The sequence below is a fragment of the Enterobacter sp. T2 genome (assembly GCF_010692925.1).
Classification (GTDB): domain Bacteria; phylum Pseudomonadota; class Gammaproteobacteria; order Enterobacterales; family Enterobacteriaceae; genus Enterobacter; species Enterobacter kobei.
In genome coordinates this window covers 1,270,958-1,289,387 of the sequence record NZ_CP048736.1, presented here as the reverse complement: position 1 = coordinate 1,289,387, position 18,430 = coordinate 1,270,958, and the positions used below count along the sequence as shown (strand labels likewise).

Here is an 18,430-nt window from a genome sequence, read left to right as displayed (position 1 = left end):
TCATGACGGATAATCCAAACAAAAAATCGTTGTGGGATAAAATCCACATCGACCCAGCCATGCTGCTGATCCTGCTGGCTCTGCTGGTTTACAGCGCCCTGGTTATCTGGAGCGCCAGTGGTCAGGACATCGGTATGATGGAACGCAAAATCGGCCAGATCGCGATGGGTCTGGTCATCATGGTGGTGATGGCGCAGATCCCACCGCGCGTCTATGAAGGCTGGGCGCCCTATCTCTATATCTTCTGTATTATTTTGCTGGTGGCAGTAGACGCGTTCGGCGCCATCTCAAAAGGGGCGCAGCGCTGGCTGGATCTGGGCGTTGTTCGTTTCCAGCCCTCGGAGATTGCCAAAATTGCCGTCCCCCTGATGGTGGCGCGCTTTATCAACCGTGATGTCTGTCCGCCGTCGCTGAAAAACACCGCGATCGCGCTGGTGCTGATCTTCCTGCCGACGCTGCTGGTTGCTGCGCAGCCTGACCTCGGCACCTCGATCCTTATCGCGCTCTCCGGTCTGTTTGTCCTTTTCCTGTCGGGCTTAAGCTGGCGTCTGATTGGTATCGCTGTGGTGCTGATTGCGGCGTTTATCCCTATCCTCTGGTTCTTCCTGATGCATGATTACCAGCGCCAGCGCGTTATGATGCTTCTCGACCCGGAAACTGACCCGCTCGGTGCGGGCTATCATATTATTCAGTCCAAGATTGCGATTGGCTCCGGCGGCCTGCGCGGTAAAGGCTGGCTGCACGGTACCCAGTCGCAGCTGGAATTTTTACCGGAACGTCACACCGACTTTATCTTTGCGGTACTGGCTGAAGAGCTGGGGCTGGTTGGTATCCTGATTTTGCTCGCGCTCTACGTGCTGCTGATCATGCGAGGATTGTGGATTGCCGCCCGGGCGCAAACCACCTTCGGCCGCGTCATGGCAGGCGGATTGATGCTGATTTTATTCGTTTATGTCTTCGTAAATATTGGTATGGTGAGTGGTATTCTGCCGGTAGTAGGCGTACCGCTGCCGCTGGTCAGTTACGGAGGCTCGGCACTGATCGTGTTGATGGCCGGGTTTGGGATCGTGATGTCGATCCATACCCACAGAAAAATGTTGTCAAAAAGCGTTTAAAAATAAGGGGATCGGAATGCGTAAGCAGTGGCTGGGGATCTGCATCGCGGCAAGTTTACTTGCGGCCTGCACAAGTGATGATGGTCAGCAACAGGCAACCGTCGCGCCGCCGCAGCCTGCGGTGTGTAATGGTCCGATCGTTGAAATCAGTGGGGCCGATCCCGTTTATGAACCGCTGAATGCCAGCGCGAATCAGGATTACGAGCGCGACGGCAAAAGCTACAAAATCGTGCAGGACCCTTCCCGCTTCAGCCAGGCGGGCTTTGCTGCCATTTATGATGCAGAACCGGGCAGTAACCTCACGGCATCCGGTGAAACATTTGACCCCATGCAGCTCACTGCCGCGCACCCAACGCTGCCGATTCCAAGCTACGCGCGTATCACTAACCTGGCTAATGGTCGCATGATCGTCGTGCGTATTAATGACCGTGGTCCATATGGTAATGACCGGGTGATTTCTCTGTCCCGCGCGTCTGCCGATCGCCTGAACACGTCGAACAACACCAAAGTTCGCATTGACCCGATTATCGTGGCGCAGGATGGCTCGATGTCCGGGCCGGGTACCGCCTGTACGACGGTGGCGAAGCAGACCTATGCCCTGCCAGACCGCCCAAATCTTGACGGCGGAATGGGTAGCGTCTCTTCTCCGGCAGAGCCTTCTCAGCCAGCGGGAGAAATACGTCCAATCAGCAATGATACGCTGCAAAGTGATGATTCCACTGGTGCACCGGTAAAAAGTAGCGGCTTTTTAGGCGCACCGACGACCTTAGCGACGGGCGTGCTGGAAGGCAGTGAGCCGACGCCAGCCCCGGTTGCGGCTCCGGTGGCGCAGCCAGCGCCGGTAACAGCGCCAGCGACCACGCAAAGCGCGGCAGCCGCTGCGCCAGCAGCAGCCAGCGGCGGCTTTGTCGTTCAGGTGGGGGCAGTGAGCGATCAGGCCCGAGCCCAGCAGTATCAACAGCGTCTAAGCCAGCAGTTTGGCGTACCTGGACGCGTTGAGCAGAACGGCGCGGTCTGGCGTATTCAGATGGGGCCTTTTGCCAGTAAATCGCAGGCAGCGTCTCTGCAACAGCGTTTGCAGAGCGAAGCACAACTGCAGTCCTTCGTCACTGTTGCAAAATAATTAATCGGCGGTATCCGAAATGTCAGTTTGTGTAAAACGCATTCACAAACTCATGCTTAAAGTCGGATGCCTGCCTGAATAGCATTTGCTATAGTAAGGCACTTTTTTTAATTCCATCACGGATGTCGTAGTTCTGACCATGAAGACCACTTTTTCTGCTCGTTTTGTGCAGCGCATGGCGCTGACCACGGCCCTTTGCGCAGCAGCACTCTCTGCTGCTCATGCCGATGACCTGAATATCAAGACCATGATCCCTGGCGTTCCGCAAATCGACGCGGAATCCTACATCCTGATCGATTACAACTCTGGCAAAGTTTTGGCAGAACAGAACGCCGATGCCCGCCGTGACCCGGCCAGCCTGACCAAAATGATGACCAGCTATGTTATCGGCCAGGCCATGAAAGCCGGTAAATTCAAAGAAACGGATCTGGTCACCATTGGTAACGATGCGTGGGCAACCGGGAACCCTGTGTTCAAAGGTTCTTCTCTGATGTTCCTGAAGCCCGGTATGCAGGTTCCGGTTTCCCAGTTAATCCGGGGTATCAACCTGCAGTCAGGTAACGATGCCTGCGTAGCAATGGCTGATTTCGCCGCCGGTAGCCAGGACGCCTTCGTCGGCCTGATGAACAGCTACGTCACCGCGCTGGGTCTGAAAAACAGCCATTTCCAGACCGTACACGGCCTGGATGCAGACGGTCAGTACAGCTCTGCACGTGATATGGCACTGATTGGTCAAGCCCTGATCCGCGACGTACCGAACGAATACTCCATCTATAAAGAGAAAGAGTTTACCTTCAACGGTATTCGTCAGACCAACCGTAACGGCCTGCTGTGGGATAACAGCCTGAACGTTGACGGTATCAAAACAGGTCATACCGATAAAGCCGGTTACAACCTGGTGGCCTCTGCCACTGAAGGCCAGATGCGTCTGATCTCTGCCGTGATGGGCGGTCGTACCTTTAAAGGTCGTGAAACCGAAAGCAAGAAACTGCTGACCTGGGGCTTCCGTTTCTTCGAAACCGTGAATCCGCTGAAAGCAGGCAAAGAGTTCGCGTCTGAGCCAGTGTGGTTCGGCGACAACGACCGTGCTTCCCTCGGCGTGGATAAAGATCTGTACCTGACCATTCCTCGCGGTCGTATGAAGGATCTGAAGGCCAGCTACGTCCTGAACAGCACCGAACTGCATGCCCCGCTGCAGAAAAATCAGGTCGTGGGTACCATCAACTTCCAGCTGGATGGCAAGACTATCGATCAGCGTCCGCTGGTTGTTCTGCAGGAAATTCCTGAAGGCAATTTCTTCGGCAAAATCATTGATTACATTAAATTGATGTTCCATCACTGGTTTGGCTAAAAATCGAACACTTGAAAGTGTGATTTTGATCCCCATATACTAAGTATCCTGATAACTCCCACCTGACGTGGGAGTTATTCTTTTTGACGTTACGCCGGAGCTGACATGAAAACCAAACTTAACGAACTGCTTGAATTCCCTACCCCATTTACCTACAAAGTAATGGGTCTGGCGAAACCTGAGCTGGTTGATCAGGTGGTTGAAGTGGTACAGCGCCATGCGCCCGGTGATTACTCTCCGTCAGTAAAACCAAGCAGCAAGGGCAACTACCACTCGGTTTCTATTACTATCACCGCGACCCATATCGAACAGGTTGAGACGCTCTACGAAGAACTCGGCAATATCGAAATTGTGCGTATGGTGCTGTAGTCCCTTTGCGGTTACCCGGCTTACCGGGTAACCCCTCTCCCCCGCTGTGATATACTCCCCCTCATCATTGGTTCCTCGTCTTCGGAGACGCTGTTTTGTATCAGGATAAAATTCTGGTCCGTCATCTCGGGCTGCAACCTTATGAGCCTGTCTCCCTGGCTATGCATGACTTCACCGATTCACGCGATGACACGACCCCTGATGAAATTTGGCTGGTTGAACACCTGCCGGTATTTACCCAGGGTCAGGCCGGTAAAGCGGAACATTTATTAATGACGGGCGATATCCCGGTGATCCAGAGCGATCGGGGTGGACAAGTAACTTATCACGGCCCGGGCCAGCAGGTGATGTACGTCCTGCTTAATCTGAAGCGCAGAAAGCTTGGCGTGCGTGAGCTGGTGACGTTGCTGGAACAAACCGTCGTCAACACGCTGGCGGAATATGGTATTGACGCGCATCCGCGGGCTGATGCACCAGGCGTCTATGTTGGCGAAATGAAGATCTGCTCGCTGGGGCTACGTATTCGTAAAGGCTGTTCCTTCCATGGTCTGGCGTTGAATATTAATATGGATCTGACGCCTTTCCAGCGCATAAATCCCTGCGGCTACGCCGGTATGGAAATGACGCAGATGCGCCAGTGGGTAGATACCGCCACGCCAGATAATATACGCCCTGTTCTTCTGAAGAATGTGTTAGCGCTACTTAACAATCCACCGCATGAATATATCCCTGCTTAATATATCATACAGGGGAGCCCGTTAATTTGACGGGCAACTATTTATTTACCGCTTTTACGCTTTACAATAATCCGCAGATTCTATATTTTCGAAGCGCCCGAATATTGCCGTTACATATTATTTAGCCTCCGGACAGCACGGCATACACAGGCTAAGTAACGTGAGTGATAATCACACAACTGTTTGTTTTTGATAAACAAGTGAAACAAAACCAACACTTTACGAATCTCTACAAGCATAATAAATAAATTCAACTATCATTCATGTTGTGAATGTATACGGAGTGAAAGCGTGGAGTCTACTAATTTACCAGCCAAACGACTGAATGAACCCGGTGGCGAAGACAAGCCACAAATTTTTCGGACTTTACGTAATATTGATCTCAATTTACTGACTATTTTTGAGGCAGTATATGTCCATAAGGGTATCGTTAACGCTGCGAAAATTCTTAATCTCACGCCATCGGCAATAAGTCAGTCGATTCAAAAGCTACGCGCTATATTTCCTGACCCGTTATTTATCCGTAAAGGCCAGGGCGTCACGCCGACGGCCTATGCGACCCACCTCCACGAATACATCAGCCAGGGGCTGGAGTCGATTCTGGGTGCGCTGGATTTAACCGGGAGCTATGACAAACAAAGAACGATCACCATCGGCTGCTCTCCTTCAGTGGGCGTGCTGGTCATGCCCGCCATCTACCAGGCCGTGAAAGAGCATGCTCCCCAGCTTCTGCTGCGCAATGTACCACTCAACGAACCTGACGTTCAGCTTGCCCAGTTCCAGACGGATCTGGTTATTGAGAGCGGCAGCTTCAGCGCCAGAGCGCTGGGGCAAAACGTGCTTTATGCCGATAATCTGGTTTTGGTTTGCCGCCAGCAGCATCCCGCGCTCAGCGAGCCGTTAACCATTGAGAACCTGCGCAATTACGACCACTCGTCTTTCATGACCGAAGGGCAGTCCAACCATGGTCTGCGCCAGCGCATTGATGAAATTTTCCCGGAACGTCAGATCAGTTTCAGCAGTTACAATATGTTTACCACCGCCTCCCTGATTGGCAGCAGCGATATGCTGTGCATCATGCCTTCACGCCTGTATCACCTGCTGCGGAAATGCTGGTCGCTGGAGAGTATTCCGCTCAGCCAGCTCAATGCGGAATCTATCGAGATTTCACTGCATTACAACAAACTCAGTTTGCGCGATCCGGTACTGGAAAACGTCATCCGCATTATCCGTCAGGCCTTCTGACAGCGAGTGTCAGCACAAGCCCCTGCCACAAGCAGGGCGAAAGGCACAAAACAACAACTATTTTACAAATTGGCGACGTGGCAGGCTGCTTTCATGGCCGTTTCAATGATATACTGCCTGTCGTTCGTTCAAAAATAGTTGATAAATACAACATTCCCTTGAATTGAAACGCTTTCCTTCGATATTCGCAACTGGAACACGCACGCTATGAGTAAACCCATTGTGATGGAACGCGGTGTTAAATACCGCGATGCCGATAAAATGGCCCTTATCCCGGTTAAAAACGTGGCTACCGAGCGCGAGGCGCTGTTAAGAAAACCGGAATGGATGAAAATCAAACTTCCGGCTGACTCTTCGCGTATCCAGGGGATCAAAGCGGCGATGCGCAAGAATGGCCTTCACTCCGTCTGTGAAGAAGCGTCTTGCCCTAACCTTGCTGAATGTTTCAATCACGGCACCGCGACGTTTATGATTCTGGGTGCCATCTGTACCCGCCGCTGCCCATTCTGTGACGTTGCTCATGGCCGCCCGGTCGCGCCCGATGCTAACGAGCCGCAAAAACTGGCGCAAACCATCGCTGACATGGCGCTGCGTTATGTGGTCATCACATCCGTTGACCGTGACGATCTGCGCGATGGTGGAGCTCAGCACTTCGCTGACTGCATTACTGCTATTCGCGAGAAAAGCCCGAACATTAAAATCGAGACGCTGGTTCCTGACTTCCGCGGCCGTATGGACCGTGCGCTGGATATCCTGACCGCGACGCCGCCAGATGTGTTTAACCACAACCTGGAGAACGTGCCGCGTCTTTATCGTCAGGTACGACCGGGTGCGGATTACAACTGGTCTCTGAAGCTGCTGGAGCGCTTTAAAGAAGCCCATCCGCATATCCCTACCAAGTCAGGTCTGATGGTCGGTCTGGGTGAAACTAATGACGAAATCATCGAAGTGATGCGCGATCTGCGCCGCCACGGTGTGACCATGCTGACGCTGGGCCAGTATTTGCAGCCAAGCCGTCACCATCTGCCGGTACAGCGCTACGTTAGCCCGGATGAGTTTGATGAGATGAAAGCCGAAGCGCTGGCGATGGGCTTTACCCACGCAGCATGCGGTCCGTTTGTTCGCTCTTCTTACCATGCTGATATGCAGGCAAAAGGCGAAGAAGTCAAATAGTGCTGTAATATCCATTTACAGTAATGCAAAAAAACCGGCCTGATGAGCCGGTTTTTTTTCGCAAGCCCTCAGGCATTGCTATTACTCTTTGTGAGAAAGCTTCTCTGCCGGGATGTCCTCAGCGCTTTTCTTCGCGGCGGCATCATCGTCGTTCATCGCTTTCTTAAAGCCTTTGATGGCAGCCCCCAGGTCACCACCCAGCGTGCGTAACTTCTTGGTACCAAACAGCAGGACGACCAGTGCGGCAACCACCAGCAGTTTGGTAATACTAATCTCACCCATAGATACCTTCTTTACATAAAACAGGCTGCATTCAGCGCCAAAACCTGACTGTATTAACGGTCATTTGGCGCGTGCACACAATAGCAATCTGTAACAAGGTGAATCAAGCATTGTTGAAAAAAACATCACATTAATTGCGGTGGCGCAAAGCGTCGGTTACGAAGAACAGGTAATTGCTGACGCGCAAGCGCAATTCTTTCTAAAAATATCTCCGTCATCAGCAGCACCGGCGCTTCCGCTGCTGCGGCAACCGTGACTCCCAGTGGATCAACTACCCTGCTCTGCCCGATATTTTTATTGCCACACTCCCCGGAAGCAACGACATAGCAGGTCGTGTCCAGCGCGCGCGCCGCAAGCAGCGTTGCCCAATGCTGCTCTTTCAGCGGTCCCTTAACCCATGCAGCAGGCAATACCAGCACGTCTGCCCCTTGCAGGGCCAGATGCAATGCCAGCTCAGGAAAACGCAGGTCGTAGCAGGTCATTAACCCAACCTTAAACCCGTCAATATCAATTAACGGCGCAACGCGGTCACCAGGGTCAACACGCCGTGACTCCTGAATGCTGAACGCATCATAAAGATGAAGCTTGGCATAGCGCGCGATAATCACGCCATCACGGATAGCCACCAGCGTATTTACGGCGCGCCCCGGCACTGAAGGAACGTGCACTGTTAAGATGGTCGTCATCGCGTTACCCACGCTCTCGGTGAGCAACGGCTGTAAAAAGTCGCCATCAAGCGGCTGCGCGGACTTCACGGACAGATCCGGGTCATTATCATCCCTTGCCAGCAGCGCTTCCGGGAGAACCAACAGCGACGCGCCCTTCTGCCGGGCCTGTGTCATCAGGTTCACGCATTGTAGTGCATTAACCTGCCAGTCAGGCGTGACTGCAAACTGCCCTACCGCCACATACATATTTGTCCCCTCATCATAAACAGCGTTAAACTCGCTACTCTTACACATCAAATAGCAGGTATTTAGCGTGTTACAACTCCTTTTGGCTGTTTTTATTGGTGGAGGCACAGGGAGCGTTGCGAGATGGTTCCTGAGTATGCGGTTTAACCCCCTGCACCAGGCGATTCCCATGGGGACACTGGCTGCCAACCTGATTGGTGCTTTTATCATTGGTATGGGGCTGGCCTGGTTTAACCGGATGACGCACATCGATCCCATGTGGAAGGTCCTGATTACCACCGGGTTCTGTGGCGGTTTAACGACTTTCTCAACCTTTTCTGCGGAAACGGTTTTTCTCTTTCAGGAAGGCCGTATCGGCTGGGCGCTGGTGAATATCGCGATCAACATGCTTGGATCCTTCGCGATGACAGGGATCGCATTTTGGCTATTTTCCTCAGTAAGCACGCATTAACCGTCGGGGCGTTAATGTTGGCTTAATTTTTCTCTGTCACTCTGGAGGCCATACTGAACGAGGGTGACAGAATGAAACAGAATCTGATGAGCGCAGGAATGGTGTTGTTGAGCGTACTGATCGTTGCCAGCTTCCTGAAAATGTACCTGCTTGGCTGATTCATAACGAAAAAAACCCGCTCAATGAGCGGGTTTTGAAATTCTTGCTGACGCGTCTGAATTACAGAGCGATTACGTTAGCAGCAGAAGGGCCTTTGGCACCGTTAGTGATTTCGAACTCTACGCGCTGACCTTCAGCCAGAGTTTTGAAACCATTAGACTGGATTGCAGAGAAGTGTACGAACACATCTTTGCTGCCATCTTCAGGAGTAATGAAACCGAATCCTTTGGACTCATTAAACCACTTAACGTTACCTTTAATCTTAGACATCAAAATTACCTTTACATTAAAAAACGACACAAATGCTGTGTCGGTTACCAGTACAACAATTGTGGGACCTTTTGTCCAGCGGATCTTTGACAAAAAGTGACTAAAGTCGCGTTAATTTTCACTGGCAGATTTTTATCGCTTAGGAATCAATGCCTGCGCGTTTTTTCACCAGCTGGTAACCTTTTTTCAGTCAAAACTGAAAACGCATCCAGGCGAAGTAAACGTTACCGTTGTTGTACGTCCCGGGGATGTAGGTCATCTGGAACGTTGCCGGGCCATAGCCAATCGAGGCCAAAGGCAGCAGCACGGGGATCGGAATGTAGTTCCAGTTATCACGCGCCGTCACCCCTGCGGTATAGCCTAACCCGACGTGGAAATTCTCGTCCGCCAGCGGGCGCCACGTTTTCTCCCAGCCGTAACCCCCAATCGGTTCCCATTTATTAAACGAGTCTTTAAAGGCCATCAGATAGATGCCGTGCCAGTTTCCTTTCTCATCCCAGCGTGACTGACCAAAACCAGCCCCCCACGGGCGCTCGTTGTATTTATCTGTTTTCTCTTTGTCATAAGCAAAGCGCGCATGCCACGTTATTGCCGGTACATAGAGATCATAATGTTCAGGTGCTGACCAGGTCTGCGAAACATTATCCGTAAAAGTAGAGAACCAGCCTTTATTCGTCGCGTTGTCTTCTGCCTGTGCAACAGATGAAAACGTTAACTGACCAAAAATAAACAATAAAAGAGAGAAAAAAGTATTACGTAAGCTCACAATGCAATTACCATTCTTAATATTCGAAGCAAAGTTTACCACACAATAGTTGAACCACGTCTTAACGGCATCAGCACTACTCCTAAATATCAGGCCTCTTTTCGGGAATATTCTTAAGGCAGCGTTCAGGCTGGCCCAAATAAACCCACAATATGTATGACTATAACATTTTCATCCATCCCGATTAACAGGCCGGAAAACACATAATTTTAACATTTTGTTATCATTAAAGAGACATGTTACGCTGTTTCTGGCGGTCAACTTCCTGATGACATAAATGCCTGGGCCATGGCAAAAACGCTGTGATACTGTTCTTTAGTCGTCTATTTATTGATTTTAATCAGCAAGGGCAGGCCATTAATTCGGCACATTTTCATCCTTCTTATTTTATTAATTTTTTTCTACCTCAGGGCATAGGATACAGGGGAAATCATGCTTACGTTTATCGAACTCCTTATTGGGGTCGTCGTCATTGTCGGTGTAGCCCGCTACATCATTAAAGGGTACTCAGCCACGGGCGTTTTATTTGTTGGCGGCTTAACTCTCCTGATTGTCAGCGCATTAATGGGGCATCAGGTATTACCTGCCAGCGCAGCCAGCACGGGTTATACTGCCACGGATATTGTTGAATATATTAAAATACTGCTCATGAGCCGTGGCGGCGATCTCGGTATGATGATCATGATGCTGTGCGGTTTTGCCGCCTACATGACCCATATCGGCGCTAATGACATGGTGGTTAAGCTTGCCTCGAAACCCCTGCAGTATATTAACTCCCCGTATCTGTTAATGGTTGCCGCCTATTTCCTCGCCTGTCTGATGTCGCTGGCCGTTTCATCGGCCACCGGTCTTGGCGTACTGTTAATGGCCACGCTGTTCCCGGTGATGGTGAACGTGGGCATCAGCCGCGGTGCAGCGGCAGCCATTTGCGCATCACCGGCCGCCATTATTCTTTCCCCAACCTCTGGCGACGTTGTGCTGGCCGCCAAAGCAGCCGAGATGTCGCTGATCGACTTCGCCTTTAAGACCACGCTGCCGATCTCGATTGTCGCCATTGTGGGAATGGGGGTCGCGCATTTCTTCTGGCAGCGCTATCTCGATAAAAAAGAGAACATCAGCCATGAGATGATGGATGTCAGCGAAATCACCACCACCGCTCCAGCGTTCTACGCCATTTTGCCGTTCACACCGATTATCGGCGTGCTGATTTTTGACGGCAAATGGGGTCCACAGCTGCACATTATTACTATTCTGGTCATCTGTATGCTGCTGGCTGCCGTGCTGGAATTCGTGCGCGGTTTCAACACGCAAAAAGTCTTCTCCGGCCTGGAAGTAGCGTATCGTGGAATGGCGGATGCCTTCGCGGGCGTGGTGATGCTGTTGGTTGCGGCAGGCGTGTTTGCCCAGGGTCTGAGCACTATTGGCTTTATCCAGAGCCTGATCTCCATCGCCACGTCGTTCGGCTCAGCCAGTATTATCCTGATGCTGGTGCTGGTCGTTCTGACCATGCTGGCGGCGATGACCACCGGTTCTGGTAACGCGCCGTTTTACGCTTTCGTTGAGATGATCCCTAAGCTGGCTCACTCCTCTGGCATCAACCCGGCTTACCTGTCTATTCCTATGCTTCAGGCCTCAAACCTGGGTCGCACCATCTCTCCTGTTTCAGGCGTGGTCGTTGCGGTTGCCGGTATGGCAAAAATCTCTCCGTTTGAGGTCGTCAAACGCACGTCAGTCCCGGTGCTGGTTGGCCTGATCATCGTCATTATTGCTACCGAAGTGCTGGTTCCCGGCGCTGCCTAAGTAAAATTCCTGATTTCCAAAAAGCGCCTGCTGGCGCTTTTTGTGCTTTAATAACTCACAAAAATTAATCGAGCACAACCAATCAGGAAATCACATGTTCAGGAAGGATATCGTTATCTCGTCTGGCGCAGTTGCGCTTGCACTCAGTGTCTTCTCCGCACAGGCAGAACCGCTCAACGCTACGCAATATGGCGATTTCGATCGCTATGTACTGGCGCTGTCCTGGCAAACCGGGTTTTGTCAAAGCATGGTTGAGCGTAACCGCAATGAACCGGATGAATGTCGTCTGCAAAAAGAGAGCGAAAATAAAGCCGATTTTCTGACCGTCCACGGGTTATGGCCTGGTCTGCCGAAATCGATAGCGGCACGAGGCGTGGATGAACGTCGATGGATGCGATTTGGTTGTGCCACGCGTCCCATCCCGAATATGCCGGAAGCAAAGGCCAGCCGCAAATGTGCTGCTGCCGAAACCGGGCTGTCGCTTTCCGGTGCGGCAAAACTTAACGAGGTGATGCCGGGCGCGGGCGGAAACTCCTGCCTGGAACGGTACGAATACGCCAAGCATGGCGTCTGTTTTGGTTTTGATCCCGATGCCTATTTCGGCACTATGGTGAGAATGAATCAGGAAATGAAAAACAGTGCCGTCGGTCAATTCCTCGCGGCTAACTACGGTAAAGCCGTCAGTCGTCGTGATTTTGACAACGCCATTGCCAAAAGCTGGGGCAAAGAAAACATCAAAGCCTTTAAGCTGACCTGCAATGGCAACCCGGCGTATCTCACTGAGATGCAGATTTCCCTGAAAGCAGACACCATTAACCAACCGCTTTCCGCAACGTCCTTTGCCCCGCAGCCACATCCTGGTAACTGCGGAAAACAATTTGTCATTGATAAAGCCGGTTATTGACCCACCACCGGGCGCACCATATCGAACCGGTGTTCATCACTGATCCCATAGTACGCCGTCGGCCCACCCGCTCGCAGGATGGGCTGCGCTTTCGCCGTCTGGTATATCCCCTCTTCCAGTAGCGTTTCCGCTATATGGATCCCCACCACTTCACCCAGCACCAGCCAGGTATCAACCGGGGTGCCATCGGCTCCGGTAAGCTGAATGCACTGAGAAAGGCGGCACTCAAAATTGACCGGGCTTTCCGCCACACGAGGAGCACTCACCAGTTGGCTTGCGGCGGGGGTTAATCCTGCAAAGGTAAATTCATCCCGATCGTGAGGAAGCGTAGCCGAGGTTTGATTCATGGCATGTGCGAGATCGCGCGTCGCCAGATTCCAGACAAACTCCTTTGTCTCGTGAATATTTCGCACGCTGTCTTTCCAGCCGTTGCTGGAAAAGCCGATGATCGGCGGGCGATAGTTAAAACAGTTAAAGAAGCTATACGGCGCGAGATTCAACTGACCGGCCCGATCGCAAGAGGAGATCCAGCCAATCGGACGGGGACCAATAATGGCGTTCAGCGGGTCATGCGGCAGGCCGTGCCCCTGAGACGGTTGATAGAAATACATAGTGCTCTCTCGTTGATGGGGCAGACACGCATAATGCTTCGCGCAACACCCGGGTTCAGGATACTCAGCGTAACGCAATCCGCCTGGAATTAAGACTGAATAAATTTCAGCGAAAATTCATATGGGACATGAATGTGACCTTCATCACTTCAAACTTGAGCGTTCAGCCAGTATCATCGGGTAAGTTAAACCCTCGCTGCCAGACGGCGAGGGTTTTCTTTTGGATTGGTTTCTGCGTTAGACGCAGCATTAACGACATGGAGTAAAAAATGTCCAGACCCACCATTATCATCAATGAACTCGACGCAGAACGTATCGACCGATTGCTGGAAAAAGCCGAATTCGCCTTACTTCCGGTGGCCGATGCCCTGAATGAGGAACTCGACCGCGCGCAGATGTGCACACCTGAGTCAATGCCGCATGACGTGGTCACCATGAACAGCCGGGTAAAATTCCGCAACCTGACCACCGGTGAAGAGCTGACCCGCACGCTGGTTTACCCGGCTCAGATGACTGACAGCAGCGCGCAGCTTTCGGTTCTTGCCCCTGTCGGCGCCGCACTGCTGGGACTGCGCACAGGAGATACCATCCACTGGGATTTACCGGGCGGGGCCTCCACTCATCTGGAAGTGCTGGAACTGCTCTACCAGCCAGAAGCTGCGGGCGATTACCTGCGTTAATCCCTTCTGAACAAGCGCCCACTCGCTTTGCACAGAGGATGCACCCGCATCCTCTTTCCGCAAATTCACCTGATTTTCCTATATCACCCTTATTCCCCTTAATACACGCTTAATCTGTTTTGGTGCCGTGGGGACGGTCATGGGTGAGATAGTGGTTATCACATTCATTTTTTTACTTTTTGTGGCCATCATCGTCTCGGCTGTGCTTTACCTTGAACGCCACTGGTGAACGCTCACGTCACCGCTCTGCCCCGCACTCTGCGCAATGATTTTTTTCGCGGCATCACGATCGTCATCAAAATTGACGGAGTGATTACAGAATCCATAACTATTTTGTGGTTGAATGATTTCAGCGTTTATAAACAAGGAGAAACGGGTATGTATCAGAGAATCATTATGCCGGTTGATGTTTTTGAAATGGAACTGAGTGACAAAGCAGTGCGTCACGCGGAATTTCTCGCACAGCAGGACGGTATTATTCACCTTTTACATGTCTTGCCGGGCTCCGCCAGCCTGAGTCTGCACCGCTTTGCCGCCGATGTGCGTCGCTTCGAAGAGCACTTACAGCATGAAGCCGAGACGCGCCTGCAAACCATGGTCGGGCATTTCAGCATCGACCCGTCGCGCATCAAAACCCACGTCCGGTTCGGTAGCGTACGCGATGCCGTCAATGAACTGGCCGCGGAGCTGAATGCAGACGTGGTGGTGATCGGTTCACGCAATCCTTCCATCACCACTCACCTGCTGGGGTCAAACGCCTCCAGCGTGATCCGCCATACCCACATTCCGGTGATGGTGGTCCGTTAACTGCCCATAAAAAACCCCGCTTGCGCGGGGTTTTGTTTATCAGTACAGATGACCAATATTGACGATGGTACTGACGGTATCACCGAAGAAGGTCAGGCGGCTGAGCACCACGCCCACCAGCAGGATAACAAATACGGCTTTCTGCATCGGATGGCGCCTTAGCGACAACGTGAACCCCACGACGCAGCACAGCAGGCAGCCCAGATAGAGCGGCGAGCTTAACCAGGCGTGAGCGGTCATTTTCATGATGGTACCGCCGCTGAGCCAGAGTACCGGTGCGGCAATCAGCAGCGCCATCAGGGCGATAATGCCCTGACGCAGTGCGACAGCTGACGCTTTCATCCCGAGCAGCGGTGTAGCTGCACAGCCCAGCACCCAGACGGTGGCAAAGAACAGCATCATGGTGATGCCGTTGGCAATGGCCTGCATCGCCGGCGCGGCGTAGGTCATCCCCTGCACCACCACCAGCAGTATCCCGAACAGGGACGCCAGCAGCGCTGCGCCTTTGTTGCCTTTCGTAAGGAAAGCCAGGCCAATTGTGCCGCCATACAGCGTCGCGCCGAGAATCTCACGGCTCAGCCAGGCATGTTTCAGGTTGATTAACGCATTATAAGCGTGTTCCGGGTGCGCCAGATGCAATACCGCGGCGATGGAGGCAACCCCCAGGATCAGCCCCGTGATCAGCCAGTGAAGACGGTTGCCCTGCACTTCGCCACGCAGCGTGCGCCAGCTCAACAGGAGCGTCATCCCAACGGACATCTGGCTCAGCACGGTAAAAATCACCAACGGCAGTTCGTACTTTTCCATTATTTGTCCCCCGGCTGTTTCGGCTGGCGTGCCAGAATGAAGCGCGTACCCGGATTAAGCTGCGGCATTTTTGGGAAGCCCGGCGGATACTGCACGGCATTATTTGGCAGCGGATCGGCATCCAGATCGATCAGGGTCAGCGCCCCAACCGGACAGGCGTTCACGCAGGCAGGATTCAAGCCGATATCCAGACGCTCATAGCACATGCTGCACTTCTCGGCCTTCTGCGTTTCCTCATTGAAGCGCGGAGCGCCATACGGACAATTGCGGATACAGTTTTTACAGCCGATACAGCGCTCAGGGTTATGCACCACCACGCCATCATCACGTTTGGTGTAGGCTTCCACCGGGCACGCCGCCAGACAAGCGGGGTTTTCACAGTGGTTACAGGCCAGCGAAAAGAACGCACGCTCCTCATGCGGGTAAATTTCTTTATCCAGCGGGTAGACATAGCGCCAGAAACGTTCGGGTTCGAGCTGGTTGAAGCTCTTACAGGCCATGGCGCATCCGCGGCAACCAATACATTTATCACTGTTCACTAAAAATGCGCGTCTCATGCGTCCGCTCCTTCATTGGCAATGAGGACAATATCGACAAACTGATCGTGAATAGCCGCGCCCGGTGCACCGGTGGCCATTTTACCCATATCGGCCGGGGTATCTTTCACCACGTTCTGCACGTTATAGCTGAGCTTGTTGAACCAGGATTCGTACATGACCAGGAAATCTTCCGGTACATTGGTGGTGACTTTGGCACGCAGTTGAACCTCGCCGATCTCGTTGAATACCCGCACTGTCGCCAGGTCTCGGATCCCCTTTTTCTTCGCAGCAACCGGGTGGATATAGACAAAGGGCTCCGGCCAGAAGACCTGCATCCAGTCAAGGTTAACGAACTGCGAATGCAGGCCGTACTGCAGGTGCGGCGTAAAGAGCTGGAACGGCAGTTTACCTTCTGCGGCTGGCAGATATTCCGGCAGTGCTTTATGGCCGTTCTCTTCGCAGCGCGCGGATAAAAACTCATACTTGCCTGACGGCGTTTTGAACTTCCGATCGTGCCAGGCTGCGCTGCTCGGCATTTTGGCCTTCACCGGCCCCTTCAGCAGATCGTCCCAGGAGCTGATGCCAAACTGCTTCGCCAGCCCGTCGTTGAATTCCAGATCCAGCCATTTTTTCTGGTCAACATCCTGTGGGAAGGTGCAAGAGCCCGGTTCCATTTTGTTGATGGTACGGGAGAGCAACACGGCAATATCCAGGTCGCTCTTGCATTCGTACATCGGCTTGATGGCAGGTTCGTTTACCGTCAGCCAGTAGTGCCAGTAAGACGAAGAGGCGCTCCAGTGCTCGAAGGTGGTGGTGACAGGCAGAACGATATCCGCGTGCTGAACCGTCTCGTTAAAGAACTGATCCACGCACACCACCATTTCCAGCTTGTCGAACGCTTTTTTCATCTTGTTGCGGTCGAAGTCCTGGGCAAACGGGTTCTTACAGGCCACCCACAGCATGCGGATAGGGGGATCGTTGGCGTCCAGAATGCTTTGCGCAGTCTGGTTCAGGTTGAGCGCGCGGTCAGAGTACTTGCGCTTTTCGCCGCTATCGCTGACAAACTCGCCCACCGGGCCTGATGCCCCTTCCATCCCTACAGAACCCACCGGGGGTGTCTGCGTCATTGCGTGGTAGTTATAGCCCCAGGTCTGCAGATGGCCGTAGCGAGCGCCACCGCCTTCTACGCCGATATTGCCGGTCATGGCGACAAAGGCATCAATCGCACGCACGTTCGCGCCGCCGTTCACGTGGCGCTGCATACCGTAACCAATCCAGACGGTGGAAGGCTTAACCGCCGTGAACTCCTCGGCAAGCTGGCGAATCACATCCGGCGCCAGACCACAAATTTCCGATGCCCACTCTACCGTGATGTTGTTGAGCAAGTACTGCTCAAACTCCGGATACCCGTGCGCGAAATGATTGACGAACTCCTGGTCCACGCGGCCGGTGTCCACCAGATGGCGCGCCATACCCAGCGCCAGTGCACCGTCCGAACCTGAACGCACGCGCAGATAGAGGTCGGCTTTCGCGGCAGTTTGCGAGAACAGCGGATCGATAACCACCACTTTCGCCCCTTTCTCGCGGGCCTGATAGATGTACTTCATGGTGTGCATGGAGCACCAGGCCGGGTTCGCCCCCCAGAGGATAATGTATTTGGCTTTAACCAGATCTTCCGGGTCGTTACACCACATGTCGCCCATGTCGTAGTGCTGTGCGTCAATGCCCGCAGGCCAGCACGGCGTACCGGCAAAACGCGTGGTGTAGCCGAGCGAGGACATCATCCCCTCCACGGCATAGCTCATCACCCCCAGGTTGCCGGAATATTTGGTCAGCGCCAGGCCAAGCAGGGAGCCATCTTTCTTTTTGATCTCCAGCATCTTGCTGGCGATCCGCTGCATGGCCTCATCCCAGGAGATGCGTCGCCATTTGCCGCTGCCGCGTCCGTCCTGAATCATCGGGTATTTTATACGGTCCGGCGAGTAGACCCGGCGCGGGTAGGTCAGCCCTTTCACGCACGGCGCACCGTGGGTAAAGGTGGATTCGCTTGCCCCCTCGACGAAGGTAATCACGTCATCTTTCACCCACGTTTTTAGGCTGCAGGTGTCATAGCAGTTACGCGGACAGGCGTTACGGAAGATTTTGTAGGTTTTCGGGTTAAACGGAATGGGCGGTTGTGCCATGGCACATCGGGAGGATAATAATCCGCCGGGTAATGCGGCGACGGTACCTAGGGAAGGTGCGAATAAGCAGGTCATTTCTTCCCAAGCTGACTCGCTGATTAAAATTTCGCGGATCTGGGCCGATTTTTTTCCCGCAAACACATC

21 protein-coding genes are annotated in these 18,430 nt (G+C 52.9%); 13 read left to right on the top strand and 8 right to left on the bottom strand.

The annotated features are described in order from the left end of the window. Positions 1-2: 2 nt before the first annotated feature. The 7 genes from mrdB (at position 3) to lipA (ending at position 7,113) form a co-directional block, all read left to right on the top strand. Entirely contained in the window at positions 3-1,115 is a 1,113-nt protein-coding gene (gene mrdB / locus G0034_RS06080) for a peptidoglycan glycosyltransferase MrdB (protein ID WP_014882993.1), read from the top strand. 16 nt (positions 1,116-1,131) lie between these two features. Further along, the gene (rlpA, locus tag G0034_RS06075) at positions 1,132-2,238 is read left to right on the top strand and encodes an endolytic peptidoglycan transglycosylase RlpA (protein ID WP_063861172.1); all 1,107 of its coding nucleotides are present in this window, start codon (positions 1,132-1,134) and stop codon (positions 2,236-2,238) included. Positions 2,239-2,377: 139 nt separating this feature from the next. Next, positions 2,378-3,589 (top strand): D-alanyl-D-alanine carboxypeptidase DacA, encoded by a 1,212-nt coding sequence (gene dacA / locus G0034_RS06070; RefSeq protein ID WP_014882991.1) that lies wholly within the window; start codon positions 2,378-2,380, stop codon positions 3,587-3,589. A gap of 105 nt (positions 3,590-3,694) precedes the next feature. Continuing rightward, on the top strand, positions 3,695-3,958 hold the full coding sequence (gene ybeD / locus G0034_RS06065; RefSeq protein WP_003858718.1) for a DUF493 family protein YbeD: 264 nt from the start codon (positions 3,695-3,697) through the stop codon (positions 3,956-3,958). A 95-nt stretch (positions 3,959-4,053) separates the two neighbouring features. Continuing rightward, a complete protein-coding gene (gene lipB, locus G0034_RS06060; RefSeq protein ID WP_179120627.1) occupies positions 4,054-4,695 on the top strand; it encodes a lipoyl(octanoyl) transferase LipB in 642 nt (213 codons plus the stop codon). A gap of 291 nt (positions 4,696-4,986) precedes the next feature. Further along, on the top strand, positions 4,987-5,940 hold the full coding sequence (locus G0034_RS06055; RefSeq protein ID WP_014882989.1) for a YbeF family transcriptional regulator: 954 nt from the start codon (positions 4,987-4,989) through the stop codon (positions 5,938-5,940). A 207-nt stretch (positions 5,941-6,147) separates the two neighbouring features. Continuing rightward, positions 6,148-7,113 carry a lipoyl synthase gene (lipA, locus tag G0034_RS06050; protein WP_008501032.1) on the top strand — a complete coding sequence of 322 codons (966 nt, stop codon included), beginning with the start codon at positions 6,148-6,150 and terminating at the stop codon, positions 7,111-7,113. 81 nt (positions 7,114-7,194) lie between these two features. On the opposite strand, the gene tatE is transcribed toward lipA, so the two are convergent. Together tatE and G0034_RS06040 are read right to left on the bottom strand one after the other, a co-directional pair. Continuing rightward, positions 7,195-7,395: a twin-arginine translocase subunit TatE gene (gene tatE / locus G0034_RS06045; protein WP_014882988.1), complete on the bottom strand. Its 201-nt coding sequence runs from the start codon at positions 7,393-7,395 to the stop codon at positions 7,195-7,197. 125 nt (positions 7,396-7,520) lie between these two features. Next, positions 7,521-8,309, bottom strand: a complete 789-nt coding sequence (locus tag G0034_RS06040; protein ID WP_050862828.1) for a deaminated glutathione amidase — start codon at positions 8,307-8,309, stop codon at positions 7,521-7,523. Between the two features lie 67 nt (positions 8,310-8,376). Here G0034_RS06040 and crcB point away from each other — a divergent pair, with 67 nt between their 5' ends. Continuing rightward, the gene (crcB, locus tag G0034_RS06035) at positions 8,377-8,760 is read left to right on the top strand and encodes a fluoride efflux transporter CrcB (protein WP_014882986.1); all 384 of its coding nucleotides are present in this window, start codon (positions 8,377-8,379) and stop codon (positions 8,758-8,760) included. A 219-nt stretch (positions 8,761-8,979) separates the two neighbouring features. Here crcB and cspE read toward each other — a convergent pair whose 3' ends face one another. Further along, positions 8,980-9,189: a transcription antiterminator/RNA stability regulator CspE gene (cspE, locus tag G0034_RS06030; RefSeq protein WP_002439184.1), complete on the bottom strand. Its 210-nt coding sequence runs from the start codon at positions 9,187-9,189 to the stop codon at positions 8,980-8,982. Between the two features lie 190 nt (positions 9,190-9,379). Further along, positions 9,380-9,955, bottom strand: a complete 576-nt coding sequence (gene pagP, locus G0034_RS06025) for a lipid IV(A) palmitoyltransferase PagP (protein ID WP_014882985.1) — start codon at positions 9,953-9,955, stop codon at positions 9,380-9,382. Between the two features lie 432 nt (positions 9,956-10,387). Here pagP and dcuC point away from each other — a divergent pair, with 432 nt between their 5' ends. Next, the gene (gene dcuC, locus G0034_RS06020; protein ID WP_014882984.1) at positions 10,388-11,755 is read left to right on the top strand and encodes an anaerobic C4-dicarboxylate transporter DcuC; all 1,368 of its coding nucleotides are present in this window, start codon (positions 10,388-10,390) and stop codon (positions 11,753-11,755) included. Positions 11,756-11,849: 94 nt separating this feature from the next. After that, positions 11,850-12,659, top strand: a complete 810-nt coding sequence (rna, locus tag G0034_RS06015) for a ribonuclease I (protein ID WP_032637201.1) — start codon at positions 11,850-11,852, stop codon at positions 12,657-12,659. On the opposite strand, the gene G0034_RS06010 is transcribed toward rna, so the two are convergent. Then, positions 12,653-13,270, bottom strand: a complete 618-nt coding sequence (locus tag G0034_RS06010) for a flavin reductase family protein (RefSeq protein ID WP_023336911.1) — start codon at positions 13,268-13,270, stop codon at positions 12,653-12,655. The genes rna and G0034_RS06010 overlap by 7 nt on opposite strands. A 269-nt stretch (positions 13,271-13,539) precedes the next feature. On the opposite strand from G0034_RS06010, the gene rnk reads away from it, so the two are divergent. The 3 genes from rnk (at position 13,540) to uspG (ending at position 14,757) form a co-directional block, all read left to right on the top strand. Further along, positions 13,540-13,950 carry a nucleoside diphosphate kinase regulator gene (gene rnk, locus G0034_RS06005; RefSeq protein ID WP_071922484.1) on the top strand — a complete coding sequence of 137 codons (411 nt, stop codon included), beginning with the start codon at positions 13,540-13,542 and terminating at the stop codon, positions 13,948-13,950. Positions 13,951-14,089: 139 nt separating this feature from the next. After that, the gene (yldA, locus tag G0034_RS23525) at positions 14,090-14,179 is read left to right on the top strand and encodes a small membrane protein YldA (RefSeq protein ID WP_350028918.1); all 90 of its coding nucleotides are present in this window, start codon (positions 14,090-14,092) and stop codon (positions 14,177-14,179) included. Between the two features lie 149 nt (positions 14,180-14,328). Further along, positions 14,329-14,757 (top strand): universal stress protein UspG, encoded by a 429-nt coding sequence (uspG, locus tag G0034_RS06000; protein ID WP_014882980.1) that lies wholly within the window; start codon positions 14,329-14,331, stop codon positions 14,755-14,757. Positions 14,758-14,796: 39 nt separating this feature from the next. Here the strand turns inward: uspG and G0034_RS05995 are convergent, their stop codons facing one another. The 3 genes from G0034_RS05995 to G0034_RS05985 are packed head-to-tail and all read right to left on the bottom strand — an operon-like array spanning position 14,797 to position 18,361. Then, positions 14,797-15,564 carry a dimethyl sulfoxide reductase anchor subunit family protein gene (locus tag G0034_RS05995; RefSeq protein WP_014882979.1) on the bottom strand — a complete coding sequence of 256 codons (768 nt, stop codon included), beginning with the start codon at positions 15,562-15,564 and terminating at the stop codon, positions 14,797-14,799. Continuing rightward, entirely contained in the window at positions 15,564-16,121 is a 558-nt protein-coding gene (locus G0034_RS05990; protein WP_014882978.1) for a 4Fe-4S dicluster domain-containing protein, read from the bottom strand. The genes G0034_RS05995 and G0034_RS05990 overlap by 1 nt, the downstream gene beginning before the upstream one ends. Next, positions 16,118-18,361, bottom strand: a complete 2,244-nt coding sequence (locus G0034_RS05985; protein ID WP_179120626.1) for a molybdopterin-dependent oxidoreductase — start codon at positions 18,359-18,361, stop codon at positions 16,118-16,120. Before G0034_RS05985 ends, G0034_RS05990 begins: the two co-directional genes overlap by 4 nt. Positions 18,362-18,430: the final 69 nt, after the last annotated feature.

Excerpts from the sequence above, each read along its gene's own strand:
- yldA (WP_350028918.1), top strand. The coding sequence starts at position 14,090 with ATGGGTGAGATAGTGGTTATCACATTCATTTTTTTACTTTTTGTGGCC.
- G0034_RS05995 (WP_014882979.1), bottom strand. The coding sequence starts at position 15,564 with ATGGAAAAGTACGAACTGCCGTTGGTGATTTTTACCGTGCTGAGCCAG.
- tatE (WP_014882988.1), bottom strand. The coding sequence starts at position 7,395 with ATGGGTGAGATTAGTATTACCAAACTGCTGGTGGTTGCCGCACTGGTC.
- G0034_RS05990 (WP_014882978.1), bottom strand. The coding sequence starts at position 16,121 with ATGAGACGCGCATTTTTAGTGAACAGTGATAAATGTATTGGTTGCCGC.
- cspE (WP_002439184.1), bottom strand. The coding sequence starts at position 9,189 with ATGTCTAAGATTAAAGGTAACGTTAAGTGGTTTAATGAGTCCAAAGGA.
- rnk (WP_071922484.1), top strand. The coding sequence starts at position 13,540 with ATGTCCAGACCCACCATTATCATCAATGAACTCGACGCAGAACGTATC.
- ybeD (WP_003858718.1), top strand. The coding sequence starts at position 3,695 with ATGAAAACCAAACTTAACGAACTGCTTGAATTCCCTACCCCATTTACC.
- uspG (WP_014882980.1), top strand. The coding sequence starts at position 14,329 with ATGTATCAGAGAATCATTATGCCGGTTGATGTTTTTGAAATGGAACTG.
- dcuC (WP_014882984.1), top strand. The coding sequence starts at position 10,388 with ATGCTTACGTTTATCGAACTCCTTATTGGGGTCGTCGTCATTGTCGGT.
- G0034_RS05985 (WP_179120626.1), bottom strand. The coding sequence starts at position 18,361 with ATGACCTGCTTATTCGCACCTTCCCTAGGTACCGTCGCCGCATTACCC.
- rlpA (WP_063861172.1), top strand. The coding sequence starts at position 1,132 with ATGCGTAAGCAGTGGCTGGGGATCTGCATCGCGGCAAGTTTACTTGCG.
- mrdB (WP_014882993.1), top strand. The coding sequence starts at position 3 with ATGACGGATAATCCAAACAAAAAATCGTTGTGGGATAAAATCCACATC.
- lipA (WP_008501032.1), top strand. The coding sequence starts at position 6,148 with ATGAGTAAACCCATTGTGATGGAACGCGGTGTTAAATACCGCGATGCC.
- G0034_RS06010 (WP_023336911.1), bottom strand. The coding sequence starts at position 13,270 with ATGTATTTCTATCAACCGTCTCAGGGGCACGGCCTGCCGCATGACCCG.
- dacA (WP_014882991.1), top strand. The coding sequence starts at position 2,378 with ATGAAGACCACTTTTTCTGCTCGTTTTGTGCAGCGCATGGCGCTGACC.
- rna (WP_032637201.1), top strand. The coding sequence starts at position 11,850 with ATGTTCAGGAAGGATATCGTTATCTCGTCTGGCGCAGTTGCGCTTGCA.
- G0034_RS06040 (WP_050862828.1), bottom strand. The coding sequence starts at position 8,309 with ATGTATGTGGCGGTAGGGCAGTTTGCAGTCACGCCTGACTGGCAGGTT.